We start from the raw sequence: 25,852 nt of genomic DNA, 5'->3' as shown, positions 1-25,852 counted from the left end.
TCTCTCTCCCATATACACGCACAACTTTTAAGACGATAGCAAAAAGGACCTACAGTAGACTGTAGGTCCTTATATATTTTGGTGCGGTTGGAGGGACTTGAACCCTCACGAGCGTACGCTCACCACCCCCTCAAGATGGCGTGTCTGCCATTCCACCACAACCGCATGGAATACAAATGGTGCCTCAGGACAGAATCGAACTGTCGACACACGGATTTTCAGTCCGTTGCTCTACCAACTGAGCTACCGAGGCATGATTTTTTGTAAAAAAAAATGGCGACCCCGATCAGATTTGAACTGACGATCTTCGCCGTGACAGGGCGACATGTTAACCGCTACACCACGGGGCCGCGTATCAACTCTCGTTGACTACTTGTACATGATACCATGGATTTTAGACCAATGCAACTATTTTTTTGAACTTTTTTATGAATATTCTATTAAAAACATGGGTTATAACGGATAGTGCCTATTTTATGACTTTTACAACGGAAAATATCAGCTAAATTACTTCTATACATCTTTTATCTCCATCTTTCATCAGTTTTCTGTAAACGTGCAAATTATCACACTATACTTTACTAGATATGCTACAATATGTATATATTCGCTATCAAAAATTACGATACAAAGTAAATGAAAGGATTCACCGTGAATAAAAGTAGCTCTAAAGGCGTCATTATCGCCCTCATCATCGCTGTTGTAGGCGCATTAGCTGCCGCATGGTATTTCTTATGGTATGTCCCACATACACCAGCTTATACATTAAAAATCATTCATCAAGCCGTTCAGGAGAAAAATGCAGATGAAGTTTTGCGTCATGTAGATGTGAAATCCATCGTAAAAAACATCGTAGACCGTGAAGGGAATAAATATATTGATACATCTAATCCATTTGGCAAAGCTGCAGTAGCCGCTACCAAAACATTTGGCCCTGCCCTCATCGAAGATGTAATGAGAAAATATATTGAAGATCCAGATAGTTTTAAATCAGAACCTCCTACGGATAACAACCAAACAGCAAACCAAAACGACGATAATAAATCTATGGTAGACCGCCTTGTAGAAGGCCGCCTCTTTAAAGAACATGATGTAGAGATTAAAAACCTCAAAACAGAGGACAACGGCGAAACTGCAACGGTTACAGCAACCATCCAAAATAATAAAAAGAATATGACTAAAGACATAAAGATTTTAATGCGTCATCTAGGTGACGGTACATGGGTTATTTACGATATTCCAGATATGGAGGACTTATATACTATCACTCGTAAGTAGGCAGTTAAGTAGTTAAGTACTTACTTAGTTAGTTACTTAATTAATTAACTAAGTAAGCAAGAGACAATTTATGTGTTCAAAGTAAACTTTAAAAAGACAGCATATACAACTGTATATGCTGTCCTTTTTATTTAAAATATGAAAACACATGTTCCCAACAACGTACATTAACGATCAAAATCTACTATCGCTAAGGTCACTGTTACTTGCGAGATGAGTCGATCCACATCATCCATCATATCAAAGCGCCATACATGGGAGGTCTTCCCTTTTACAAGTAAGGTGCCATGAGCCGTTAAGGCCCCTTCACATCGTACAGGGCGCAAGTGGTTGGCCGTAACGGATTGACCGACGCCAAATTTATCCGGTCCAATGAGTTCGTTACTCATCATGCCGGAAATGATTTCAGCAAATGCCAAGGTGGCACCACCGTTTAGATAGCCTTGAGGCTGTTTGTGGAATTCTCCTAAGTTCATTTTTGCAATGCATGTAGTATCGCTCGTCATACGAGGTGCTTCAATTTGTAAGGATTCTATTAAATTCATAGTGTTCGTTTCTCCACACAATACGCTTCTAGTCTATCATCAAAGATGGTTACACCTAGTCCATCTCCATCAGGAACGTGCATAACGCCATCCTTAAAGGTTAAATCTGGATAGATGAGATCTCGTTCAAAATATCTATTAGAATCAGATAGGTCTCCTGCCATATAGGAATCACCTAGAGCTGCTAGTTGAGCGTGCAACATTTTAGAAATGCCCGACTCTACCATGCTACCCACCCAATACGGAATATGACATTCTCTACAAAGATTAATAGCTGCCTTAGTAGGTACGAGACCACCCATACGGCCTACTTTTATGTTAAGTACATCAATCAGTCCATACTCAATAGCATAGGATAAATCGTCATAGCCCAAGATGGACTCATCTAAACAGATAGGCGTTTCAATATGCCAATCATCGTTATTAAGCCGTTCCCACTTCCACTCCTTATAGGATTGAAGCGTTGTTATAGCAAAAGGCTCTTCTATACAAGCTAGCTTCAAATCATTAAATTGACGGACCTTATCAATATCATCATAAGAATAGCTTTGATTCGCATCGGCTGCCAAGACTAAATTGGGGTAATGCTTACGTACTAAGGCAGCTCGGTCATAGCCATCTGTAGGATTCACCTTTAACTTGATGCGCTTACAACCATTCGCCACATGAGCTTCTACAGAATCTAGCAATTGTTCCATCGGTACATCACCGATAACAACACCGCTTTCAATGGTATCTTGTAAGGGTTGCCCCATAATATAAGAAACAGAGTTCACACCCAGTCTCTCACAATGAAGGTTAATCAATGCATTTTCTAAGGCAGCAATGGTCATAGGCATATGATCTCGATTTAGCCAAAACTGTAGCTGACGCACATAGGTCATGAGCGGCTTAGGCCGCATCATACGCAAATTAAAGATATAATCATCTACTAGTTTTTGCCAACACGTATCCACCGTCTCTGCTGTATAAAAGGGATCTGTAAAAGCCACGCATTCCCCATAACCTACATATCCTTGTTGGTCCTCGATGCGAATGACGATAGTCTCTCGTTCTTTTACTTCACCTTTGGCAGTTTTAAAGTTAAACTGTAACGGCAATTTAAGGCGATATGTAGTTATACTTTTAAAGTTTAAAATATCATTCATAGGCGCCTCAATCTTCTAAACGCAGTTCATTGCGCACGATTTTACCTGTGCCATTACGAGGCAATGCAGGCAAGATTTTTACGTATTTAGGAACTTTATATTTTGCCAGGGACTTAGTCATAAAGGATAGAATTGCATCTGCAGTCATGCTTTCACCATCGTGAAAAGCCACAAAGAGCGCTGGTACTTGTCCCCATTTAGGATCAGGCACAGGTACAACGGCACATTCCTTCACTGATGGCAATGTGTAGACTAAATCCTCTAATTCCTTAGGATAAATATTTTCTCCACCAGAAATGATGAGGTCCTTACGACGATTCAAAATATATACGAACCCATCTTCATCGACATAACCGATATCATCGGTATTAAGGTCACTATCGATAGGTTCCTTGTCAATATATCCAGTCATAACCATAGGGCCTGTTAAGTGAATCTCACCTACCCCGTCTGCATCAGGTTTATCAATACGAACCTGCATCCCTGGTAATGGTTTTCCTACGGAATCTCGTTTATGAGGGTAATCCAATACGGAGAAAGTCACGCTTTGACTAAAGGTTTCCGTCATGCCATAGGTCTTGTAAATTGGTAAGGATTTCTTTTCACAAGCATCGATGAGTGCCATAGGAATGAACTCACCACCGAGCAAGATAACACGCAACTTATGATGTGTAATACTTGGCTCTAATTGAGTTAAAATAGTAGGCACAAGAGACATCATATTAATGTTCTCAGACTCTATGAGCTTGAGAACTTGAGCTTCATCATATTTAGGCAATATAGTAACAGCCGTACCATTATAAAGGGATCGTAGCAAGATAGATAGACCACTTACATGGAATAGAGGCAATATCATAAGCCAATTATCTTGTTCAGTTTTACCTAGTACCTCTTTAGACGCTTGTACATGAGCCCTAATTTGCCCCCATCGGAGAGGAACAGACTTAAACTGCCCCGTAGTGGCACTCGTATTCATGATGATCGCTATATCTCTATCTTCAAAGGTCCAGTCAAAAGTATCGTCTGCCTCTTCATCTGATAGAATACGTTCTAGCGATTCAAAAACAATAGTAGAAATGGAATTAGGCAATTGCTCTCGACGCTCAACGCTATGCAGTACAGTAGTAACATCTAACTGAGCTAATTGGTTTTTTATTTCCTTAGGCTTAAGATGTACGTTTAGTAGTAGCAACTCTTTATGCACGACCATAGTTGCCAATACATAGATTGCCATCGTCACGGAGTTATCCGATAAAATAGCTATGCGAGAGGCTCCTAACAGCTCTAGTTTACGAGCTACATGGACTACGCCACGGTATATATCGTTATAGGTATATTCGTTTATACATATGCGATTAGGATAGTGCTCAGCGCCATAACGTAACCAGTCCATCATCTCACCTCATATCTAAGCCTGATTTCTAATTACCAGTAAATAACAATTTACCAGCAAATAACAATCGAAATATCAATACCAAAGAGATATTACAAGAAAGGCGCCTCATATAGAGGCGCCCTTATTATTTTAAAATTAGTTAGTCCTCAACCTAGGACTAGTAACTCTCCCTATTAAGGGAATTTAGGGAATTGTTTGAAGTTCGGTTTACGTTTTTCTTTGAACGCATCACGGCCTTCTTTTGCTTCATCGATTGTGTAGTACATCAATGTAGCGTCGCCTGCAAATTGTTGTAAACCTGCAAGACCATCTGTATCAGCATTGAAGGAACCTTTTAACATGCGCAATGCCATTGGGGACAATTCAAGGATTTCGCTACACCATTGAACTGTTTCTTCTTCCAATTTGTCGAATGGTACAACAGTATTAACCATGCCCATTTCATAGGCTTGAGCAGCCGTGTATTGACGGCACAAGAACCATACTTCGCGAGCACGTTTGTGACCGATCATGCGCGCCAAGTAACCTGCACCATAACCAGCATCAAAGGAACCTACACGAGGACCTGTTTGACCGAATTTAGCGTTTTCAGAAGCGATGGTAAGGTCACATACGATGTGCAACACATGACCGCCACCGATAGCATAACCATTAACCATAGCGATAACAGGTTTAGGAATAACGCGAATCAAACGTTGTAAATCAAGAACGTTCAAGCGAGGTACATTATCTTCACCAACATAACCACCGTGACCGCGTACGCTTTGGTCGCCACCAGAGCAGAATGCTTCTTTATCTTCACCTTTGCCGTGGTTAGCACCAGTCAATACGATTACGCCTACCTCGTTATCTTCACGAGCTACTGTGAAAGCATCGATTAACTCCATAACTGTTTTAGGACGGAACGCGTTGCGCACCTCTGGACGGTTAATAGTAATTTTTGCAATGCCATTATATGTTTCGTAAATTACATCTTCATAATTACGATCCAATACTTTCCAATCAAATTTGCTCATGGACTTAACCTTTCTTCTGTAAAAAATCTAACACCACTTGCTCGAATACTTGCGGTTTTTCTATATGCACATTATGTCCCGCCCCTTCGACGATGACATGCTTAAAGTTTGGCAACTTGCCAAATATATCTCTTCCTATTGTAGTATATTTTGTATCTAATGCGCCACTCACATATAAGCCTTCAACAGAGAATTTTTCTAATTTATCCCCCACATACGGCATGACACCTTGACCTGAGCCACGCAAGGTACAGGCTAAGGCGTACGTACTATTATTGGAACGACGTAGATAGATTAATTCCTCTACGCACTCTGAAAGTTGTTTTTGACTTTCAAAAATAGGAGCCTCCGCCCAACGTGTAGCAAACCAAGCGCCATCATGGTCTTCGATGCGAACTGCTAGGTCTTCATCGGCCTTACGACGCTCTGCTCGCTCATCATCAGATGCGATACCTACAGAGCCACTTTCAAGGATGAGCCCTTTGATTTCACTTTCATATTCCAAGGCATAAGAAAGCGCGATGCGGGCCCCCATGGAGTAGCCCATGAGGTAATATCTATCACCAACCATATGATAAATAACGGTATGCAAATCCTCTATCATTTGAGGGATCGTATACGCCTTATCTTCATCAGGAATATCGGAATCCCCATGTCCAATCAAGTCGATACGGATAACCCGATAGCCAGGAAGATTAATAGCATCCCAAGTATAGCTCGATTCAGAGAAGCCATGGAAACACACAATAGGTTCTCCATCGCCAACTACAGTCAAGCCGTAGCGGTATTCACCCAAATCAAAGTACATGCGTTGAGCTGGATTACACAAAGCATTATCTACAATACTGCAAAAATACTGACTCATAGTAATGCCTCCATATCAACTGAAACTTTTGTATATTTCTTATGTAACTGTCGACTATATTCCCGATTTGTAGGGATTTCAATGATATGAACGCCTGTTTCTGAGCTAACATTAGCTAGCACAGCACTCAATTCATCAGGGCTCGTGATTTTAGTATACCCACAGCCATAAAGTTTGGCCGCTCCACTATAATCTAAGCCTTGCGATGTAGAGAACAAGTAATCAAAATACTTCGTTCCCTTTTGCGGTAAGTATTCAAAAATGCCGCCTCCATCGTTATTATGCAAAATAATCGTCAAATTGAGATCATGCGTTTTGGCTACTGCCAATCCATTTACATCATGGAAGAAAGACAAGTCACCAGTTACAAGATATGTAGGCAGTCCATTTGTGGCAAGACCTAAAGCAGTAGAAATAGTACCATCAATACCATTTACACCGCGGTTGCCATACAGTACGGCGGTAGACTCACCGCTAAACCAGAAGTAATCAAAGTCTCGAATACTCATACTATTGGCCACAAGTACTTGTGCATTATCAGAAATATGTTGCTGTAAGTCGCGTATCGTGCGACCTTCAAAACAACTTGGTTCCTCTATTGCTGTACCTAGTTGCTGTTTTCCTGCTGTTTCTAAATGCTGCCATTTACCAAGATATTCTGGGGAGTCATTGTTTACACCATACAGATTGGTAAATACATCAATACTTGCTTGCATGTGCATAGTGCTTTTACCCGTTGGATTCATAGAGTCCATGGTAGGATTAACCTCAATGTATTCTACATTATCCCAAGTCGCCACCATCTGTTGCACTCGTTTAGACACAACAATTTGTCCGAACTGAATTACACAATCAGGCTTTAGTATAGGCCATAGCTCTTTATCAGCTAAAAATGCATCATATGTAGAAATAATAACCTTACTAGTATCGATACATTCCTTGTCACTATGACTTCCGACTGAATTATAACATCGCCTTACATTAGACAATGGATCTGCCAAGATAGGTGCTTGTAGCATTGTAGCAAAAGAAAGAATACTATTAGCTTCTACAACATCGATCTGTGGTCCAGCTAATATAAGAATGTTCTTATATTTTGCTAGGAAGCTATCATTCTTACTGCTACTAGTATTGTTTACATGACTTCTACCACTTGTATTATCATAATTACAGGCACTACTATAATGTGGCTTAACTACGTTAAAGGGACTACGTCCCGCTTCAAAATGTTTATTGTCCAGTTCAGGTACCAAAGGCTCAAAGAGAGGCACATTGATATGTACTGGTCCTTTTTTTGTATCCATAGCTTTCATATACGCTTTACGCGCTACTTGGCGTGGATATGTATAGTAATGATCATCTTGAGGCACTGCTAATTCTTCGTAGTAGTTTACAGCGGCTCCAAAAACTTTCTGTTGGTCTACTGTTTGCGGAGCCCCTACGTGTAACAACGTGTGTGGCCTATCAGCAGATAGTACGATGAGAGGCACACCACTATATTGAGCCTCTAAAATAGCAGGCAAATAATGAGCCACTGCCGAACCAGAGGTACAAACGAGTACGGTTGGTTCCTTATGAGCCTTTGCAATACCAAGAGCCATAAAACTAGCAGAGCGCTCATCTATATTCATATATGTTTCAAATCCTTCATGCTCAGTAAAAAGCATAGCCATCGTCGTAGAACGAGAGCCAGGGCTAAACACGGCATGACGGACGCCGAGTTGGTAGAATTCATCTACCAAGGCAGCAATATATTCGTTCATTATATTCCCTTTCAACAACCCCTAAGGGTTTGGAAATGTATTATAGCGCCTCCAAAATGGTGCGCATTTTATTATTGGTTTCTGCGTATTCTTCATCTGCATCAGAGTCGGCAACAACACCACACCCTGCATAGGCATACAGTACATGATCCATGATGAGAGCGGATCGGATAGCAACGACTATGATGCCATCCCCCATATCTTTCATAAAGCCAAATGGAGCTGCGTACATGCCGCGCTCATGGGTTTCGTACGTTTGTAGCAGTGCCAGTGCCTTTTTTCGAGGTTCCCCTCCGAGAGCAGGTGTAGGATGTAACAATCTCGCCCACTCTACGAGGGACTTTGTACTATCCTTTGCAGTAATAATAGTACGCAAATGATAGAGATGCGCTAGCTCCATAATACCCGTTTCACCGATGGTCACCTCTGGAGTAACAGTTTTCATAGTATGTACAATGCGATCACGGACAATATTATGTTCAAAGAGGTTTTTCTTATCTGTTAGTAGTTGTTCCTTAGTCCATGCATTTGGCCCATGTTTAGGCGCCGTGCCAGCTAAGGCATAACTGAGAATTTCACTGCCACGATGACGCACTAGAATTTCTGGAGATGCACCCACAAAGGTACGTCCATCCTTTTCGTAACCAAAGATAAAACAATTAGGATTGTTATCTACTAGATTAGCTAAAATACTAGCCACATTATATGGTGTATCACTGGTAAACTCCACTTCACGAGAGGATACTACCTTAGTCATTTCACCACTGCCGATACCCTCAGCAATAGCTTTCATAAGGCTATCCCAAGCAGCCTTATCATCACTGGTTTCCTTGAAGTTATGGCGTACGCGAGGCACCTCAAAATCCTCGATGGGTACGCTTTCACCAGCATGAAGATAAAAAGATTCCCCATTTTCTACGATGTAATAATGGGTGAACGCAATCATTTCATGTCCCATGCCAGACCATTTAGGATCTTTCGAGGTCTCAAAAAAAGTATCCCCATAAAATACGTAGGCGTAATTATGGCGGTCCTCATCATCTTTGACCGTCGCCAGACGTTTAGCGCCTACAACGATACGGTCACTCTGACGATCCACCCAAAAAACGCGTTCTTCATTGGGGAAATTCAGCCAAAAGGCCACCGGACTATTCAGTTCTAACGGTTCTTTGTTATATTTCATAGTTGTACGTCGCTATACGAAAAATAGACTATAGTAAAAACACCTAACGTGTAGAAGGTTTCGTCTACACGTTAGGCGTCATCCATAAGTTTCCAAATTTTGAGATGAGCCTAACGCCATCACACGTCGATGGGCCCTCTTTATATCTAATTTATTATATCATAGGTAACCGTTAAAAGGTAGAAAATAAAACCTCTACAACACATGTAATATGCATGAGTGTAGAGGTTTTTCTTTGTTCAAAACGTTTTTTTGCTGTATTTAAAACACTGTTACTGTATTTGAAATGCTATTGCTGTATCCAAAATACTTTTTCTTTATTTGAAAGCTTTCGCTCCAATATCTGTACGGTATTGCATACCTTCGAAGTCAATATGTGCTATCCGTTCATAAGCTCTATCGAGCGCCGTTCTAAGGTCTTTACCAAGACCTACTACGCCAAGAACTCGACCGCCATTTGTGACATATTCGTCTCCCATAAGTTTTGTACCAGAGTGGAATACGATGGTTGTATCATGTTGTTTAATATCACCATGAATCACATCACCCTTGGAGGATGTTTCAGGGTACCCTTTAGAGGCAAGAATAACACAAGCCGCTGAGGAGTCTTTCCATTTCACCATATCAGCTGTTAATGTGCCTGTGGCACAGGCCATCATAATTTGACCTAAGTCACTATCGAGTAATGGCAATACTACTTGTGTTTCAGGATCGCCAAAGCGTGCATTAAATTCTACAACCTTAGGGCCTTGAGGTGTAATCATAAGACCTGCATAGAGACAGCCCACATAAAGCATTCCCTCTTTCTCCATGGCGGCTACCATAGGTTCTAAAATTGTCTTCATCGCCTCATCTCGTAATGCATCAGTAAGCACTGGCGCTGGTGCATAAGTACCCATGCCACCAGTATTAGGACCTTTATCACCATCAAAAATCCGTTTATGGTCTTGAGATGCAATCATAGGAACTACTGTTTTGCCATCTACAAAGGCAAGTAAACTCGCCTCTTCACCTTCCATGAATTCTTCAATAACTACGGTACTACCGGCCTCGCCAAAGCGGTTGCCACTAAGCATATCTTCTACAGCCGCATTCGCTTCATCAATAGTCATAGCCACTACAACGCCCTTGCCAGCTGCTAATCCATCAGCTTTCACTACAATAGGAGCTCCAGTTTGACGGATAAATTCTTTGGCTTCATCTACCTTGTGAAATACACCATAGGCGGCAGTTGGGATTTTGTATTTTTTCATCAAATCTTTGGCGAACACTTTGGAGCCTTCCAGTTGAGCAGCTGCTTTAGATGGACCAAAGACAGGAATACCCGCTTTATTCAATACATCAGCCAAGCCTGCCACAAGAGGTGCCTCAGGACCAACAACGACTAAATCAACTTGATTGTCCTTTAAAAAACTAATCAAATGATCGCTTTGTTGCCAGTCGATACCGACTAGCTCGGCACAATCTGACATGGCCGCACTACCAGGAATAGCATATACCTTTGTTACGCTAGGGCTGATGGACAAGCGCCATGCTAATGCATGTTCGCGGCCGCCGTTACCGATTACACATACTTTCATAAGTCCTCCACCGACGCCTAAACGCCATCAATACATCATTTATGTAAGCACCTATATCCTCTATAATCATCATTACACATCAATGATTACGAGCTAGTACTCGACTGTAACCCTCAATCAGGCTAAACAAATTAATGTTTAAAATGACGAATACTTGTAAATACCATAGCTATGCCCGCGTCGTCGGCAGCCTTGATAGATTCTTCGTCTCGAATAGAGCCACCTGGTTGAATAATGGCTGCAATACCATGCTTTGCCGCCGTTTCTACAGTATCCCCAAAGGGGAAGAACGCATCAGATGCTAATACAGCGCCTTTAGCAGCTTCACCAGCTTGTTCAAGAGCAATTTTTGCAGAACCAACGCGGTTCATTTGCCCCGCACCAACACCGAGTGTACGTTTTTCGTTAGAAATCAAAATGGCATTGGATTTTACGTGTTTTACGAGCTTCCACGCAAATTCAAGAGCTTTCCATTGTTCCTCTGTTGGCTGTACCTTTGTAACCACTTTATAGTTAGCGCGGTCTTCTTGGATATCATCCTCTGTTTGCACTAATAGACCACCAGAAACCTTTTTCACTGTTACTTGTCCAGACTCAGGCTTAGATAACTCGATGAGGCGAATGTTTTTCTTTCCTTCAAGGATGTGTAATGCTTCTTTTGTGAAAGCAGGTGCCATAATGACTTCTAAGAAAATTTTGCTCATTTCTTCTGCAGTAGCTGCATCTACTTCACGGTTTAAAGCAACGATACCGCCAAAGGCGGATACGGAGTCTGCTTCGTAAGCATTTACATAAGCATCATGCAAGGTAGTTGCTGTAGCTGCACCACAAGGATTTGTATGCTTAATGATACATGCTGCAGGATCTGTAAACTCCCACACCATATTCCAAGCCGCTTCCATATCTACGATATTATTATAGGAAAGCTCTTTACCATGGAGTTGTTTCAAGGCCCCCATGCCATGAGCTTTGCCAATTTCTTTATAGAATGCTGCTTTTTGATGCGGATTTTCACCATACCGAAGGTCAGTTACCTTTTCATAAGCACTTAAATATTCAGGCGGTGTAGGACCTTCGTTTAAGACACCACTCATATAGTTAGCAATCGCTACATCATACGCTGCAGTATGAGCAAAGGCTTCCTTTGCAAGACCAAAACGATATGCTTTAGACAATTCACCATGTTCTTTAAACATCGTTAAGATTTCATCATAATGGTTTGGATTTACAACGATGCTCACGTACGCATGATTTTTTGCAGCAGAGCGCACCATGGTAGGGCCACCGATATCAATATTTTCAATAGCTTCCTCTAAGGATACATTTGGTTTGGCAATGGTTTCACGGAACGGATAGAGATTGACTACTACTAGGTCAATAGGCTTAATACCATGATCAGCCATAGCTTGTTGATGCTCTGCATTATCACGGATAGCCAAAATACCACCATGAACCTTTGGATGTAAGGTCTTAACGCGGCCATCCATCATTTCAGGAAAACCGGTCAAGGATTCAACCGCTTTGGCTGCAATGCCTGCATCGGTTATGGCTTTAAGGGTCCCACCTGTGGAATAAATGGTTACACCTAATTCAACTAAACCTTTTGCAAAGTCTACAATACCTGTTTTATCTGAAACACTAAGTAATGCATTTTTAATCATGTAACCTCTCCATTTGCTTTCTCATCAATCTTCAATATTAACAACTCGCCCTTTTATGCTGAGCTTGTCTTCACAAAACAGCCGTAAAGCCTCTTTATACGTTTTATGTTCGATAGGTAATAATCTATCACTTAAGGTGTCCTCTGTATCATCGGGTAATACAGGAACCGTATTCTGCATAATGATAGGCCCCGTATCCATTCCCGCATCAACAAAGTGTACCGTACACCCTGTAATTTTTACGCCTCCGTCAATGGCTTGTTGATGACCATGAAGGCCTGGAAATGATGGTAACAGAGCAGGATGAATATTTAATATACGATGTTCATATCGCTCTATCAAAGGAGTACCTACAATACGCATATAGCCTGCCAAGACGATACCATCAACCTTATAAGGCTCTAAAGCATCTAGTTGAGCTTGTTCGAAGCTAGCTTTAGAATCATAGTCGCTACGTTCCATAACAATAAGTGGAATATTCCAAGATTTAGAGCGTTCCACAATTCCGGCTGTACCGTGGTCTGTAATGATTACAACAAATTCACCATTAATATAGCCTTCTTGCATGGCCTTATACAGAGCTTCCCCATTAGAGCCACGACCACTGGCAAAGAGGGCTAATCTCTTTTTAGAATTACACATCGAACTCAGCCCCTTTAAGGACAACAGGACCATCACCACTCACAATGCGGCCAATTTCGTATACTGCTTCACCACGGCTAGCGAGGTTTTCTTTAACCTTTTCTACATCCTTTTGATCAACGATAACAATCATACCAATGCCCATATTGAACGTACGGTACATTTCAGGCCAGGCAACATTGCCCCATTTTTGTAGTTTTGTAAATACAGGAAGTCGTGGCCATGTAGTGACATCTACCTCTGCAGTAACGCCTTTTGGCAATACACGAGGAATGTTTTCGTAGAAACCACCGCCGGTAATATGAACCATGCCTTTTACAAGCTGTTGTTCAATCAATGGCAATACAGCTTTAGGATATAAACGAGTAGGCGTCAATAATTCTTCGCCTAAGGTTTTCCCAAATTCAGGGACGTCTGTATCAATAGATAATTGTTTATGATCGAATACAATTTTACGAACTAAGGAGAAGCCATTAGAATGTACACCAGATGATGGCAGACCTAAAATTACGTCGCCAGCTTTGATACTTTCACCAGTAATCAATTTAGGACGATCAACGATACCAACGGCAAAACCAGCCACATCGTAATCATCGTTATCGTAGAATCCAGCCATTTCAGCAGTTTCCCCGCCTAGCAAAGCGCAACCAGATTCTTCACAAGCCTCAGCCACACCGCGTACGATGTCTGCTACTTTCACAGGATCCAACTTGCCTACTGCAATATAGTCTAGGAAAAATAGAGGCGTCGCCCCTTGCACAAGAATATCGTTAACACTCATAGCTACGCAGTCTTGACCAATGGTATCATGTTTATCCATCATGATAGCAAGGCGCAATTTAGTACCGACTCCATCCGTACCAGATACGAGCATAGGCTCAGACATAGCATGACCAGCTAAGGAGTAGAGTCCCCCAAAACCACCTAAATTACCTACAACACCAGGGGTATAGGTGCGTTTTACAGATTCTTTCATCAATTCGACGGCACGATTGCCTGCATCGATATCAACACCTGCATCGCGATAGGTTAAACTAGTTTTATTCGAGCACATATTTGACCCCTTCCTCTTGGTCCGCAGGAACCGCTACGCTATAATCCCCATTAAAGCAGGCAAAGCACAAATCATTTGATGCTACATTAGATATAGCGCGGCATAAACCTTCACGAGACAAGTAATGCAATTTATCAGCATGAATATAATCTTTAATTTCATCTACTGTATGGGTAGACGCTATAAGCTCTTTTCGTACAGATGTATCAATACCATAGTGACAAGAATACTCAATTGTTGGAGAACTTACACACATATAGACCTCTTTAGCGCCTGCTTCCTTTAGCATTTTAACGATAATACCACTCGTAGTACCGCGTACGATAGAATCATCGATAAGAACAACTCGTTTGCCCCCTACAATGTGAGGCAATGCATTAAGCTTCATGCGAACAGCCAATTCTCGTTCCTCTTGATTTGGCTTGATAAAGGTACGACCACTATAACGGTTTTTAACAAGACCTTCTGCAAAAGGAATACCTGATGCACGGGCATACCCTAGTGCAGCTGTTGTACCTGAGTCAGGAATAGACATGACAATATCTGCATCATATTTAGTTTCGTTATATAATTCACGACCCATATTAAGACGAGATTGATATACTGATTGACCATCGATATGGCTATCGCCACGAGCAAAATAGATATATTCAAAAACACAAAGCTTTTTGTCGATTTTTTCTGGTTCTGCATAAACGGTGCTACGCACACCAGAGTCATCGATGATTACCATTTCACCTGGATCTATATGGCGAATGAACTCAGCCTTAATCGCATCAAAAGCACAGCTTTCACTAGAAAGAACATAGCCATTAGCCGTTTTACCTAAACAAAGAGGTCTAAAGCCTTGGGGATCACGCACACCCACCAAGGAGTCGTTTGTAGTAATAACGAGAGAGAAGGCCCCTTCAATTTGACGGGCTGCATCAGCAATGCGTTCCACCTGTGTTTCAGCCTTAGAGCGAGCAATGAGGTTTACAATAACCTCGGAATCCATAGTCGTTTGAAAAATAGACCCATCTGCTTCCAGGCGTTTACGAAGGGCTAAAGCGTTCGTTAAATTGCCGTTATGGGCCACTGCAATCTGACCACCTTGATAATGAATCACTAAAGGTTGAATATTACGTGGATTATTGGACCCTGTTGTGGAGTACCGCACATGGCCAGTCCCCATATGGCTAGGCAAAGATGGTAATTCCTTGATAGCCTCAGTCAACAAGCCCATGCCCTTTTTTAGTTCTACATCATGACCATCTGTAACGGCAATGCCCGCACTTTCTTGACCACGGTGTTGGAGCGCAAAGAGGCCCCAATATACATAGCGTGCTACATCAACGGTTCTATCATAAACGCCGAATACACCACACTCTTCATGCCATTTATCAAAAACAGGATCGTAGTTCATTGTGCCCCCTTAGGCGCGTTCGCCAGTAAGACGGAATAACATTTCTTTGTACGCTTCTTCGATATTACCAAGGTCTCGACGGAAACGGTCTTTGTCGAGTTTTTCACCTGTTGTAGCATCCCAGAAACGACATGTATCAGGAGAGATTTCATCGCCTAATAATACTTCACCATTATGTGTACCAAATTCTAATTTAAAATCTACAAGGGTTACATTTTTGGTAGCCAAGAATTTTTTCAAAATATCATTTACTTTTAAAGTGATAGTAGAGATTACATCAAGTTGTTCTTGAGTAGCCCAGCCAAGTGCTGTGATTTGGGATTCATTAGCAAACGGGTCACCTAATTCATCATTTTTGTAGCAGAATTCGAGGATTGGATGTTTAAGAGGAGTACCTTCTTCAATACCAAAGCGTTTAGCCATAGAACCAGCTGCAATGTTACGAACGATAACTTCTAAAGGAATGATATCCAACGTAAGTACTGTTTGATTACGATCATCTTCGCGACGAACAAAATGAGTAGGTACGCCTTCTTTCTTCAATAATTCAAAGAAGAAAGAAGAGATTTTATTGTTCAATACGCCTTTGCCAAGGATGGTATCATGTTTCTCTCCGTTAAATGCAGTAGCATCATCTTTGTAATGAACAATGTACTCGTCTTTGTTATCTGTTTGATATACTTGTTTTGCTTTACCTTCGTACAATAATGTTAATGTTTCCAAGTCGATGTTAGCCATGATATTTCTCCTTTTACTCTTTTCTATTCAAGAGCGTATAAATGATGATATAGACGATTATAGTTTAATGTCACCTTGTAATTCAGCATTGTCCGCTAATACTTTGTCAGCCATATCTTTGCGATATTGTTGATATTGTTCTTTTAGGTCTTTATTGAAAGCTGCTCCAATTTGGACTGCAAAAAGTGCTCCGTTTTTAGCACCGTCTACAGCCATGGTTGCTACAGGCATGCCAGATGGCATTTGAACGATAGCAAGCAAAGAGTCAATGCCCTTCAATGACGTTGCATTAAGAGGAATACCGATAACAGGCAATGTAGTGAAGCTAGCTACTACACCTGGTAAGTGGGCCGCTGCACCAGCACCAGCGATAAAAGCGATAGCCCCTTCATCTTCAAGTCGTGTAACAAAATCCTTTACAGCCTCTGGCGTACGATGTGCAGAAGCAATAACCATTTCATAAGGAATGTTAAATTCATCAAGTACGGCAGATGCCTTTTTCATTGTGTCTAGGTCAGACTTGCTGCCCATGATAATACCGACCTTCATAGATCCTCCTAATAAAAAAGCCCAGCCTAAATAGACTGGGAAAAATGCGCACAAATAGCCTCCGTAGACTTGCCTTGAGTTTGTTGATTTGCATAGTTCACGGTGCTACCTCCTTTTTGTACACAAATTGTAACACCTAACGTTTCCAAAATCAATATTATTTTCGAATAATTTTACATTAAATATTTTTATTATTCGATACATCCCGAACTTTATAAAGAATTTAGATTTTATTATATGGATGTATTTCAAAATAAATTTATAAACAGTAAAGCAAGTACTGCCTATTAATCTAAACTGAGTTTTGTCATGTTAGTCGCTTTTAATACGACTTATTGAATAACACAAAAAGAGGATAACCCATGTAATAACAGGTTATCCTCTTTTATATGTTTCCGAACATTAGACCACTTAATTTGTAGTTACTATTAATTAGTGAGTACCACTTTCAAAAGCAGCTTTTAATTCACCTACAGATTCAGGGATGTAATCTACGATAGAAGACATCAATGCATACATTAATGCAGGTTCAAACGCATCATCACCACACATGTATACGCAATCTAAATATAGACTGGAGTCTTGTTCATCAATATAAAGTTTATAGTTTTTGTAAGTCGCATTATCTCGATTGATTAACGCATTTAAGGCAGCCATGTTTTGTGCTGTTACCTTTTCAGGGCCCAACACTAACCGAATGACACTATAAATACTGTTATCAAGAATGACGAATAAAGGCATATCCCACAACGGAGATTTAATGTAAGAGCGATATACGACAGTGCCGTCCTCATCATCAAAATCCTTACGTTCAAAGGATGTAATTTCTTCTTCTTTCAAAAACTTATCAAATAATAATGCTTTAGGATTCATAACAACCTCTATTAAGCTAAACCAGCTACTTTAAGAATGCCTTTATGTACGGCATCTAAATGTGGTTGAACTACTTCAAGTAAAAGATTTACTACTACAGTAGGATCGAATTGTTCAGTCAAGGCAGGAACAGATACGTCCATGTAGATATTGTTATCTTCAGTGCTTACATAATATTTGGATACTTTGTAATCTTGGTTTAATGTGTTGAGCTCTTTCAATACAGCAGGAATTACTTTTTCATCAATCGATGTTGTTGTGATAGCTATACGTGCATAGGAGAATGCAGAATCATCCACAACGATGAATACAGGCAAGCTATGATTATGAACATCCAAACGGCCGTGGTACACAACAGTATGAAGGTCGTCTGTCATTTCTTCCTTTGTAAACCAAGAGTTGCCACCTTTATTCAGATCAGCAACAAGTAAGTCGAATTTTTCTGCTTTTTGATTCATAATTCCCTCTACAAATAATCAGACTATTAGTCTTCGATAAATACACAGCCATTGTCTTTAAATTCTTTAATGCGAACTAAAGACTCTACGCGGTAACCTGCATTTTCAAGGCGTTCACGACCAGGTTGGAAGGATTTTTCAATAGCAATGGCCATACCTACTACTGTATCGCCAGCATCTTGAACTAATTTAGCAAGGCCCATAGCCGCTTCACCAGATGCCAAGAAGTCATCGATAATCAATACTTTTTCACCAGCTGGCAAGAATTTTTTGGAGATAGTAATATCGTAGTTTTCTTCTTTTGTATAAGAGTACACAACACTATGATATACATCATCTACCATGAGGATAGATTTTTTCTTACGCGCAAATACCAATGGTACGTCAAGCTCAAGAGCAGCCATCAATGCCAACGCAATACCAGATGCTTCAATGGTAACAATACGTTGCACACCTGCATCACGGTAACGATCCGCGATTTCTTTACCGATAGCTTTAAACAATTGTGGATCGATTTGATGGTTCAAGAAGCCATCTACTTTTAGCACGCGATTATTGAGGACAATACCCTCTTCACGAATGCGCTTTTTTAATAATTCCATGTGCTTATACCTCCGCATAACTATCTTTAAATTTTAACGTAAACAACCCCTTAGGGTCAACCTATACATAGTAAAACTCTCATAATACAACACTTAAAAATCGGCAAAAAGTAAGTCTTACAGATATTATTCTCTGATTATCCAATTCAAAAGGTTTATAAAAATATAATATAGCATAGAATAACTTTGTCTAATATATAAAAAAGCACACTTTATGAAAATTCATAAAGTATGCTCTATTATTATAGAATTTTATCGCGGTTACTTTCACGATTTACAAGCAAGGATGTAAAGCGTGCAGCCCCTTCAGATTGAGGTACTAAACGAGAGCGCACAAGTACAATATCGCGAGTCGGCACAGGAATATCTGTATCGATACGAACGATAGTCCCTTCTTGCATCTTTTGTTGCACCACATGGTTAGGCAACATGGAAATCCCCATATTGATTTCCACAAGATCTAGCAATACATCGACACTACCAAGTTCAAAACGAGGTTTACGGCATGCACCATGCGTAACTTCATCGAAGAAGGTACGGCTCGCAGAACCTTTATGCAAGAGCAAAATAGGCTCATTAAGCAGGCGACCTTGATCAAAGAACCCTGCCCCTTTATAGTCAGGGCCACCAACAAATACATCTTGAATTGTAGCCAGTGTAGTGACCTCTAATTGAGGATTATCACGCAAGCCTTCATAATCATTAACCACCGCTAACTGAGCCTCTTTATTGAGTACCAACTCTACGCAATCAGGGGATGGACGATTAATGATATGCAATCCGATTTCACTTTCTTGCAATTGCCATTTATGGAAATAAGGCAATAAGAAATGGCGACATAAAGTATCTGTAGCAGCTAAATTCAAACTTTCATAAGCTTGGCTAACACGTTCTTGTAATTGAGTCACTCCATTATCAAGAATGGAGAATGCTTTAGCTACTGTATCAAACAATTCTTTACCTTCTGGCGTGAACCCTACAGATTTTGTAGTGCGCACGAAAAGAGGCATATTGAGCTCCCCTTCTAGTTGTTTAATACTTTGGCTGATGGCGGATTGGGATACGCCTAATTCTTTTGCGGCACGAGAAAAGGATAAATATAAGCCTACCCCTAAAAAGGTTCTATATAAATCTGCAGATACTGCCATTTTAGTCACCTCTGTTATATACTAATAGTAACGTCTTACTTTTAACTATACATATCATTTACTATATTATAACTATGAACTCTCAATATATGATGAATATGTAGAAAACTTCATGAATATTAGGTCTTATGACCTTCATGAATTTTTCATATTTATTAGTATTTCTAATCTTTTCATAAGTAAGATTATCTTTACTTATAAGTCTAGACCGACTATACTTAATTTGTCAATATCCCATAGGGAATTATATACATTACAGGAGGCTAAAATGGCTATACAACGATTATTCGTAACAAAACGAGAATCTTTCAACCAAGAAGCACAACGCATGTTACATACCTTACAACAGGAACTATCTATGCCTGTTACAGGTGTTACCATTTATGAACGATATGATATTGAAAATTTAGATGAAAAAGATTTAGAAGCTGCAAAAAACCTAATTTTCTCCGAACCTCCTGTGGATACAGTATTAGAAGAAATTCCAGCTTTGCAAGGTTTCGTATTTGCTGTTGAATATGTACCAGGTCAATATGATCAACGTGCCGACAGCGCAGAGCAGTGTATTTCCATGCTCACACTCACCTCTGGTCACATCGTTCGATGTGCTCGCGTATTTGCTATGGAAGGCACTTTCACAAAAGAACAAGAAAATGCCATCAAAGCGTACTACATTAATCCTGTTGATTCCCGTGAAGCAAGCCTTGAATTACCTAACACTTTGGCGCTCGATTTAGAGGATCCAAAACCAGTAGAAACAATTGATGGCTTTACGACAATGAGCGATGCAGAGTTAGAAGAGCTTATCAAAAATTATGGCCTCGCTATGACATTGGCAGACCTACAAATGATTCGACAACAGTATGCAGAGGTAGAACACCGGGATCCTACGATTACAGAAATTCGCCTCTTCGATACATATTGGTCCGACCACTGCCGCCATACCACATTTATGACAGAGTTAACAGATATCTCTATCGAAGCGAGTCGCTTCACAGGCCCAATTGAAGAAGCCCTCGAAGAATACATGGAAGGTCGTGCTGAGCTCTATACATCTAAGAAAAAAGCGCGTTCCCTCATGGACATGGCTACATTAGCCGTAAAAGAATTGCGCCATGCTGGTGATTTAACAAATCTCGATGAATCCGATGAAATCAATGCATGTACTATCATCGTTCCTGTTGATGTAGACGGAAAAACTGAAGAATGGTTGTTATTATTCAAAAATGAAACCCATAACCACCCTACTGAAATCGAACCATTCGGCGGTGCTGCTACTTGTTTAGGCGGCTGTATTCGCGATCCATTGAGCGGCCGCGCTTATGTATACCAAGCAATGCGCATCACTGGCTCTGGTGATCCACATACGAGCCTTGAAGATACATTAGAAGGTAAATTACCACAAAAGAAAATTACTCAAGAAGCAGCTCGTGGCTATTCCTCTTATGGCAACCAAATCGGTCTTGCTACAGGTGAAGTAAAAGAATATTACCATCCTGGCTACGTAGCAAAACGCATGGAAATCGGCGCCGTTATCGGTGCAGCTCCACGCAATCAAGTGCGCCGTGAAACACCTGTTGCAGGTGATGTTGTGGTATTATTAGGTGGCAAAACTGGTCGCGATGGCTGTGGTGGTGCTACTGGTTCCTCTAAAGAGCACACAGTAGAATCCCTTTCTACATGTGGTGCAGAGGTTCAAAAAGGCAACGCTCTTACAGAACGCAAAATCCAACGCCTCTTCCGTCGCGGTGAAGTAACTACCCTTATCAAACGTTGCAATGACTTTGGTGCTGGCGGTGTATCCGTTGCTATCGGTGAGTTAACAGATGGTGTAACTATTAACCTTGATTTAGTTCCTAAAAAATACGCTGGCCTCGATGGTACAGAACTTGCCATTTCTGAATCTCAAGAGCGCATGGCTTGTGTTATCGCCGCTTCTGATGTAGATACTTTCAAAGCTTATTGCGATGAAGAAAACTTAGAATGTACAGTTGTAGCAGATGTGACCGATACAAATCGCCTCATCATGAACTGGAATGGGGAAACAATCGTCGACATTAGCCGTGACTTCTTAAATACAAATGGCGCCAGCCAACAACAAGAGGTTATTGTAAAAGCTCCAGCAGATCGTTCTTACTTCTTACGCGGTTCTGCTAGTGCAGATAACTTCAAAGAAAAATGGCTTGCTGCTGTATCCGATTTAAACACCGCTTCCCAACAAGGCTTAGCAGAACGCTTTGACAGCACTGTGGGTGCTAATACTGTACTCATGCCATTTGGTGGCAAATTCCAGAAAACACCGACTCAAGGCATGGTAGCAAAGTTACCGGTTCTAAATGGTGAAACCACAACTGCTAGCATCATGACTCACGGCTTTGTACCTGAGTTATCCGACTGGAGCCCATACCATGGCGCACAATATGCTGTACTTTTATCTGTCGCTAAATTAGTAGCTCTCGGTGGTCGTCGTGAAGATGCATACTTAACATTACAAGAGTACTTTGAACGCCTTAACTCAAAAGAATCTTGGGGCAAACCTGTATCAGCCCTTCTCGGCGCTTATAAAGCACAAAAAGAACTTGAAATCGGTGCCATTGGTGGCAAAGATTCTATGAGTGGTACATTTATGGACCTTACAGTTCCTCCTACCCTTGTATCCTTTGCGGTTGGTACAGCTCATGTGGATAACATTGTGAGCCAAGATCTTAAAGGCGTAGACCATCGCCTCGTATTCTTCGATGTGCCTCGTATGTACGATGACACTCCAGATTGGGATCGTTTCAAAGAAAATTGCGATACCTTGCAAGAACAAATTGAAAAGGGTCGTGTTTACTCCGCGTATGTAGTTGACCAAGGCGGTATTCCTGAAGCAGTTACAAAAATGGTTCTCGGCAACAATATAGGCATTAAGTTTAATAAATATGCTGATCGTGCAATTTTCCAACCTGCTCTTGGTTCCTTCATTGTAGAGGTTGATATTACTGCAGTGAACCACCTCTTAGAATTACCTAATGTAAAAGTAATCGGTGTAACTCAAGCTACACCAATTATCGAGTTAGAAGATCAATCTGTATCCCTTAAAGAGGTGCAAACTGCATATGAAGCACCACTAAATGATATTTTCCCTATGCACGCACAAAATGGCGTTGGTGAAGCGGTGGCGTACATTCACGACCAACATACTAAACCACGCAGTGCATCCTTAGGCGCCAAACCTAAAGTGCTCATTCCTGTATTCCCAGGTACAAACTGTGAATTCGATTCAGCTCGTGCCTTTGAGCGAGCAGGTGCAGAAGCAGATATCGTTGTCATCCGCAATCAAACGCCAGAACAATTAAAAGAATCCATCGACGTAATCAAAGCTAAATTAGCAGAGTCTCAAATTCTTATGTTCCCAGGTGGTTTCAGTGCTGGTGATGAACCAGATGGTTCTGGTAAGTTTATGGCTACACTATTCCGCAATCCATACCTAGCAGAAGGTTTAGAAAATCTCTTGTATAAACAAGATGGTCTAGTTCTTGGTATCTGTAATGGTTTCCAAGCTCTTATCAAATTAGGTTTATTGCCTGGCGGTCACATTGAAACATTGACTGCAGATCATCCTACATTGACGTACAATACAATTGGTCGTCACTTATCTCGCATGGTCAATACCAAGGTAATCTCCACTAAATCCCCTTGGATGTGTGATGCTAAAGCAGGCGAGATCTACACTGTACCAATTTCTCACGGTGAAGGTCGCTTCATTGCTTCGCCTCAACAAGTATTGGAATTCAATAAAACTGGTCAAATCGCTACACAGTATGTAGACTTTGATGGTATCGCCTCCATGGATAGCCGCTTCAATCCAAATCAATCTGTAGCTGCTATCGAAGGTATTTATAGCCCAGATGGTCGCGTATTCGGCAAGATGGCTCATTCCGAACGCTGCGGTGCAGGTATTAGTAAAAATATTCCTGGTCAATTAGAAATGCCAATCTTTACATCTGGTGTAAAATACTTCAAGTAATTAGTTACCAGTCTTGTATGTGAAAGCCTACTCCTAGGAGTAGGCTTTTCCATATTGATTTTTTTCGCAAATATTAGTATTATAAGTTGATGACATATTTACAAAAATAATTTCATTTAAATCGATACATATATACGTAAGTGAGTTAAGAAAGGATTTTATTATGCATTGTGCTCAGAAAATGACCCATAATATCTACTGGATTGGTAGTAATGACTGGACTACTGAACGTTTCGAAAACTTATTCCCTATTCCAAATGGTGTTAGCTATAATAGCTATTTCATTGATGATGAAAAAACTTGTGTTGTTGACTCTGTAGATGCTGAAATTCGCGAAGAATACTTTGACAACTTAACTCATCTTTTAAATGGTCGCGATCTTGACTACATCATCGTAAATCACATGGAACCAGATCATTGCCAAACATTGTTGGAAACTTTAGAGCGCTATCCAAACTGTAAAATGGTTGGTAATGCTACAACATTCCGCATGTTCGAGCAATTCTACAATTCTCCAAAACCAGACCAATATTACACTGTAAAAGAAGGCGACGAAATTTGCTTAGGTAAACATACTCTTGTTTCCTACACTATGCCTATGGTTCACTGGCCAGAAGTAACTTGTACATATGAAAAATCTACAGGTACATTATTCTCTGCAGATGCTTTCGGTACATTCGGTACAGTTAACGGCAATATCTTTGCTGATCAAACTGATTTCATTGCTACATACGAAGATGAAGCTCGTCGTTACTACACAAATATAGTTGGTAAATACGGTCCTCAAGTACAAAATGCGATTCGTAAAGTTTCTGGTCTTGACATCAAGCGTATTGCTCCACTTCATGGTCCTATCTGGCGTACACCTGAAACTATCGATTATATCTTGAACAAATACTTGCACTGGTCCAGCTACACAGCTTGTAAAAAAGGTGTTGTTATTGCCTTCGGTTCTATGTATGGTAACACTCGTGCTATTGCACAACAATTGGCTAAGCAATTGTCCAAACGCGGCATTATAGATATCAAAATCTACGATGTTTCCAAAACTAATGCTTCCTACATCATCGCTGATGCTTGGAAATACACTAACTTGGTAACAATTGCACCTACATACAATTTGAACCTATACCTTACAATGGAAAACTTCATCCACGAGTTGAAAGCACTTAACTTCCAAAACCACAAGGTATCCATCATCGGTAACCACTCCTGGGCATCTGCGGCCATGAAAATCATGGTATCCCACTTCGAAAACGACTTCAAAGATATTGAAATCGTATCCGAACCACTTGATATCAAATCCTCTTTAAAAGAAGAAGATATTCCAAAAATCGAAAAAATGGCAGACGATATCAAAGCATCTATCGAAGCAACAGAAATTCAAAACGTATTATAATACGAATAATAAAGCCGCCTCTTGGGCGGCTTTTTCTTATATTTTAAAAGTCTTATGAAAGTGCAAGATTTCCCCTATTTTTCGGGTTATAGGACAAAACGTGTTGGTTTTATAGGGGATGGAGCCAGTAAATTACTGCTTCCATCGCCATTTTAAGTTCTTTTGATAAACTTAGAGGGTGGACAAAATGTGTTGGTAAAAAGTCCCAAACCCCTTGATTTTACTGGCTTCAATAAGGTTATATCTTCTTAGAAAATCGTGTTCTAAGTGGAGGGAATAATCATGCTGGTAAGATGTATAAATTGTGGATTTTCTTGTCAAAAATATGGGAAAACTAAAGCTGGATCACAACGATGGCATTGTAAGCAGTGTAACATCACCTTTACACAAACTATTGATAATACTACTAAATGTTTTCATCGATTTCTAAATTGGTTATTTAGTAAAGAAACACAACAGGACATGCCTGGGCAGGGCCGTACATTTCGTAGACAGATAGCTGATTTCTGGCAAATATGGCCTATGCCGCCCAAAATTGAA

At 40.6% G+C, this 25,852-nt stretch carries 21 protein-coding genes, 3 tRNA genes and 1 pseudogene; 4 read left to right on the top strand and 21 right to left on the bottom strand.

Annotated features, from left to right (window positions below; genetic code table 11):
• Positions 1-79: 79 nt before the first annotated feature.
• The 3 genes from VEHSUH06_RS07465 to VEHSUH06_RS07455 form a co-directional block, all read right to left on the bottom strand.
• Positions 80-165 (bottom strand) — tRNA-Leu (locus VEHSUH06_RS07465).
• A 12-nt stretch (positions 166-177) separates the two neighbouring features.
• Positions 178-253, bottom strand: a tRNA-Phe gene (locus VEHSUH06_RS07460).
• 21 nt (positions 254-274) lie between these two features.
• Positions 275-350, bottom strand: a tRNA-Asp gene (locus tag VEHSUH06_RS07455).
• 286 nt (positions 351-636) lie between these two features.
• Between VEHSUH06_RS07455 and VEHSUH06_RS07450 the strand changes: the two genes are divergently transcribed.
• Positions 637-1,278, top strand: a complete 642-nt coding sequence (locus VEHSUH06_RS07450) for a hypothetical protein (RefSeq protein ID WP_105098381.1) — start codon at positions 637-639, stop codon at positions 1,276-1,278.
• 167 nt (positions 1,279-1,445) lie between these two features.
• Here VEHSUH06_RS07450 and VEHSUH06_RS07445 read toward each other — a convergent pair whose 3' ends face one another.
• The 18 genes from VEHSUH06_RS07445 to VEHSUH06_RS07360 all read right to left on the bottom strand — a co-directional run bounded on the left by VEHSUH06_RS07445 (position 1,446) and on the right by VEHSUH06_RS07360 (position 19,904).
• Positions 1,446-1,823 carry a PaaI family thioesterase gene (locus tag VEHSUH06_RS07445; protein ID WP_105098380.1) on the bottom strand — a complete coding sequence of 126 codons (378 nt, stop codon included), beginning with the start codon at positions 1,821-1,823 and terminating at the stop codon, positions 1,446-1,448.
• Entirely contained in the window at positions 1,820-2,971 is a 1,152-nt protein-coding gene (gene menC / locus VEHSUH06_RS07440; RefSeq protein ID WP_105098379.1) for an o-succinylbenzoate synthase, read from the bottom strand. The genes VEHSUH06_RS07445 and menC overlap by 4 nt, the downstream gene beginning before the upstream one ends.
• A gap of 7 nt (positions 2,972-2,978) precedes the next feature.
• Positions 2,979-4,367, bottom strand: coding sequence for an o-succinylbenzoate--CoA ligase (gene menE / locus VEHSUH06_RS07435; protein ID WP_105098378.1), 1,389 nt, complete (start codon positions 4,365-4,367; stop codon positions 2,979-2,981).
• A gap of 173 nt (positions 4,368-4,540) precedes the next feature.
• Positions 4,541-5,383: a 1,4-dihydroxy-2-naphthoyl-CoA synthase gene (gene menB / locus VEHSUH06_RS07430; RefSeq protein ID WP_077708117.1), complete on the bottom strand. Its 843-nt coding sequence runs from the start codon at positions 5,381-5,383 to the stop codon at positions 4,541-4,543.
• Positions 5,384-5,387: 4 nt separating this feature from the next.
• Complete coding sequence (gene menH / locus VEHSUH06_RS07425) at positions 5,388-6,248, bottom strand: 2-succinyl-6-hydroxy-2,4-cyclohexadiene-1-carboxylate synthase (protein WP_105098377.1); 861 nt, start codon at positions 6,246-6,248, stop codon at positions 5,388-5,390.
• Positions 6,245-8,011, bottom strand: coding sequence for a 2-succinyl-5-enolpyruvyl-6-hydroxy-3-cyclohexene-1-carboxylic-acid synthase (gene menD, locus VEHSUH06_RS07420; RefSeq protein ID WP_105098376.1), 1,767 nt, complete (start codon positions 8,009-8,011; stop codon positions 6,245-6,247). The genes menH and menD overlap by 4 nt, the downstream gene beginning before the upstream one ends.
• A gap of 40 nt (positions 8,012-8,051) precedes the next feature.
• Positions 8,052-9,194: an isochorismate synthase gene (locus tag VEHSUH06_RS07415; RefSeq protein WP_105098375.1), complete on the bottom strand. Its 1,143-nt coding sequence runs from the start codon at positions 9,192-9,194 to the stop codon at positions 8,052-8,054.
• A 317-nt stretch (positions 9,195-9,511) separates the two neighbouring features.
• Positions 9,512-10,774 (bottom strand): phosphoribosylamine--glycine ligase, encoded by a 1,263-nt coding sequence (gene purD, locus VEHSUH06_RS07410; protein WP_105098374.1) that lies wholly within the window; start codon positions 10,772-10,774, stop codon positions 9,512-9,514.
• Between the two features lie 131 nt (positions 10,775-10,905).
• The gene (gene purH, locus VEHSUH06_RS07405; RefSeq protein WP_105098373.1) at positions 10,906-12,435 is read right to left on the bottom strand and encodes a bifunctional phosphoribosylaminoimidazolecarboxamide formyltransferase/IMP cyclohydrolase; all 1,530 of its coding nucleotides are present in this window, start codon (positions 12,433-12,435) and stop codon (positions 10,906-10,908) included.
• Between the two features lie 24 nt (positions 12,436-12,459).
• Entirely contained in the window at positions 12,460-13,077 is a 618-nt protein-coding gene (gene purN / locus VEHSUH06_RS07400) for a phosphoribosylglycinamide formyltransferase (RefSeq protein WP_105098372.1), read from the bottom strand.
• Positions 13,070-14,131, bottom strand: coding sequence for a phosphoribosylformylglycinamidine cyclo-ligase (gene purM, locus VEHSUH06_RS07395; RefSeq protein ID WP_105098371.1), 1,062 nt, complete (start codon positions 14,129-14,131; stop codon positions 13,070-13,072). Before purM ends, purN begins: the two co-directional genes overlap by 8 nt.
• A complete protein-coding gene (gene purF / locus VEHSUH06_RS07390) occupies positions 14,118-15,536 on the bottom strand; it encodes an amidophosphoribosyltransferase (RefSeq protein WP_105098370.1) in 1,419 nt (472 codons plus the stop codon). Before purF ends, purM begins: the two co-directional genes overlap by 14 nt.
• 9 nt (positions 15,537-15,545) lie before the next feature.
• Complete coding sequence (purC, locus tag VEHSUH06_RS07385) at positions 15,546-16,274, bottom strand: phosphoribosylaminoimidazolesuccinocarboxamide synthase (RefSeq protein ID WP_105090187.1); 729 nt, start codon at positions 16,272-16,274, stop codon at positions 15,546-15,548.
• A gap of 57 nt (positions 16,275-16,331) precedes the next feature.
• A complete protein-coding gene (gene purE, locus VEHSUH06_RS07380; RefSeq protein ID WP_105098369.1) occupies positions 16,332-16,823 on the bottom strand; it encodes a 5-(carboxyamino)imidazole ribonucleotide mutase in 492 nt (163 codons plus the stop codon).
• A gap of 432 nt (positions 16,824-17,255) precedes the next feature.
• Positions 17,256-17,696 carry a hypothetical protein gene (locus VEHSUH06_RS07375; RefSeq protein ID WP_105098368.1) on the bottom strand — a complete coding sequence of 147 codons (441 nt, stop codon included), beginning with the start codon at positions 17,694-17,696 and terminating at the stop codon, positions 17,256-17,258.
• 11 nt (positions 17,697-17,707) lie between these two features.
• Positions 17,708-18,154 carry a YbjN domain-containing protein gene (locus VEHSUH06_RS07370; RefSeq protein WP_009351861.1) on the bottom strand — a complete coding sequence of 149 codons (447 nt, stop codon included), beginning with the start codon at positions 18,152-18,154 and terminating at the stop codon, positions 17,708-17,710.
• A 26-nt stretch (positions 18,155-18,180) separates the two neighbouring features.
• A complete protein-coding gene (locus tag VEHSUH06_RS07365) occupies positions 18,181-18,756 on the bottom strand; it encodes a xanthine phosphoribosyltransferase (RefSeq protein ID WP_009352017.1) in 576 nt (191 codons plus the stop codon).
• A gap of 242 nt (positions 18,757-18,998) precedes the next feature.
• Positions 18,999-19,904: a LysR family transcriptional regulator gene (locus tag VEHSUH06_RS07360; RefSeq protein ID WP_105081467.1), complete on the bottom strand. Its 906-nt coding sequence runs from the start codon at positions 19,902-19,904 to the stop codon at positions 18,999-19,001.
• A 268-nt stretch (positions 19,905-20,172) separates the two neighbouring features.
• Between VEHSUH06_RS07360 and VEHSUH06_RS07355 the strand changes: the two genes are divergently transcribed.
• The 3 genes and pseudogenes from VEHSUH06_RS07355 to VEHSUH06_RS07345 all read left to right on the top strand — a co-directional run.
• The gene (locus tag VEHSUH06_RS07355) at positions 20,173-23,913 is read left to right on the top strand and encodes a phosphoribosylformylglycinamidine synthase (RefSeq protein ID WP_105098367.1); all 3,741 of its coding nucleotides are present in this window, start codon (positions 20,173-20,175) and stop codon (positions 23,911-23,913) included.
• A 163-nt stretch (positions 23,914-24,076) separates the two neighbouring features.
• Positions 24,077-25,312 carry an FprA family A-type flavoprotein gene (locus tag VEHSUH06_RS07350; RefSeq protein ID WP_105098366.1) on the top strand — a complete coding sequence of 412 codons (1,236 nt, stop codon included), beginning with the start codon at positions 24,077-24,079 and terminating at the stop codon, positions 25,310-25,312.
• A gap of 282 nt (positions 25,313-25,594) precedes the next feature.
• Positions 25,595-25,852 (top strand): annotated as a pseudogene (locus tag VEHSUH06_RS07345) (IS256 family transposase); the annotation flags it as partial.

This window comes from Veillonella sp. S13053-19 (genome assembly GCF_002959835.1).
GTDB classification, from domain to species: domain Bacteria; phylum Bacillota; class Negativicutes; order Veillonellales; family Veillonellaceae; genus Veillonella; species Veillonella rogosae.
This window is presented reverse-complemented; position numbering and strand designations above follow the sequence as displayed.

What these genes read in the sequence shown, in the direction of transcription:
- purD (WP_105098374.1), bottom strand. Translation starts at nt 10,774, where the DNA reads ATGAAAGTATGTGTAATCGGTAACGGCGGCCGCGAACATGCATTAGCA.
- VEHSUH06_RS07445 (WP_105098380.1), bottom strand. Translation starts at nt 1,823, where the DNA reads ATGAATTTAATAGAATCCTTACAAATTGAAGCACCTCGTATGACGAGC.
- VEHSUH06_RS07450 (WP_105098381.1), top strand. Translation starts at nt 637, where the DNA reads ATGAAAGGATTCACCGTGAATAAAAGTAGCTCTAAAGGCGTCATTATC.
- purN (WP_105098372.1), bottom strand. Translation starts at nt 13,077, where the DNA reads ATGTGTAATTCTAAAAAGAGATTAGCCCTCTTTGCCAGTGGTCGTGGC.
- VEHSUH06_RS07350 (WP_105098366.1), top strand. Translation starts at nt 24,077, where the DNA reads ATGCATTGTGCTCAGAAAATGACCCATAATATCTACTGGATTGGTAGT.
- VEHSUH06_RS07365 (WP_009352017.1), bottom strand. Translation starts at nt 18,756, where the DNA reads ATGGAATTATTAAAAAAGCGCATTCGTGAAGAGGGTATTGTCCTCAAT.
- purM (WP_105098371.1), bottom strand. Translation starts at nt 14,131, where the DNA reads ATGTGCTCGAATAAAACTAGTTTAACCTATCGCGATGCAGGTGTTGAT.
- VEHSUH06_RS07375 (WP_105098368.1), bottom strand. Translation starts at nt 17,696, where the DNA reads ATGAATCCTAAAGCATTATTATTTGATAAGTTTTTGAAAGAAGAAGAA.
- purC (WP_105090187.1), bottom strand. Translation starts at nt 16,274, where the DNA reads ATGGCTAACATCGACTTGGAAACATTAACATTATTGTACGAAGGTAAA.
- menC (WP_105098379.1), bottom strand. Translation starts at nt 2,971, where the DNA reads ATGAATGATATTTTAAACTTTAAAAGTATAACTACATATCGCCTTAAA.
- menD (WP_105098376.1), bottom strand. Translation starts at nt 8,011, where the DNA reads ATGAACGAATATATTGCTGCCTTGGTAGATGAATTCTACCAACTCGGC.
- menH (WP_105098377.1), bottom strand. Translation starts at nt 6,248, where the DNA reads ATGAGTCAGTATTTTTGCAGTATTGTAGATAATGCTTTGTGTAATCCA.
- purE (WP_105098369.1), bottom strand. Translation starts at nt 16,823, where the DNA reads ATGAAGGTCGGTATTATCATGGGCAGCAAGTCTGACCTAGACACAATG.
- menE (WP_105098378.1), bottom strand. Translation starts at nt 4,367, where the DNA reads ATGATGGACTGGTTACGTTATGGCGCTGAGCACTATCCTAATCGCATA.
- purH (WP_105098373.1), bottom strand. Translation starts at nt 12,435, where the DNA reads ATGATTAAAAATGCATTACTTAGTGTTTCAGATAAAACAGGTATTGTA.
- VEHSUH06_RS07415 (WP_105098375.1), bottom strand. Translation starts at nt 9,194, where the DNA reads ATGAAATATAACAAAGAACCGTTAGAACTGAATAGTCCGGTGGCCTTT.
- menB (WP_077708117.1), bottom strand. Translation starts at nt 5,383, where the DNA reads ATGAGCAAATTTGATTGGAAAGTATTGGATCGTAATTATGAAGATGTA.
- VEHSUH06_RS07360 (WP_105081467.1), bottom strand. Translation starts at nt 19,904, where the DNA reads ATGGCAGTATCTGCAGATTTATATAGAACCTTTTTAGGGGTAGGCTTA.
- VEHSUH06_RS07370 (WP_009351861.1), bottom strand. Translation starts at nt 18,154, where the DNA reads ATGAATCAAAAAGCAGAAAAATTCGACTTACTTGTTGCTGATCTGAAT.
- VEHSUH06_RS07355 (WP_105098367.1), top strand. Translation starts at nt 20,173, where the DNA reads ATGGCTATACAACGATTATTCGTAACAAAACGAGAATCTTTCAACCAA.
- purF (WP_105098370.1), bottom strand. Translation starts at nt 15,536, where the DNA reads ATGAACTACGATCCTGTTTTTGATAAATGGCATGAAGAGTGTGGTGTA.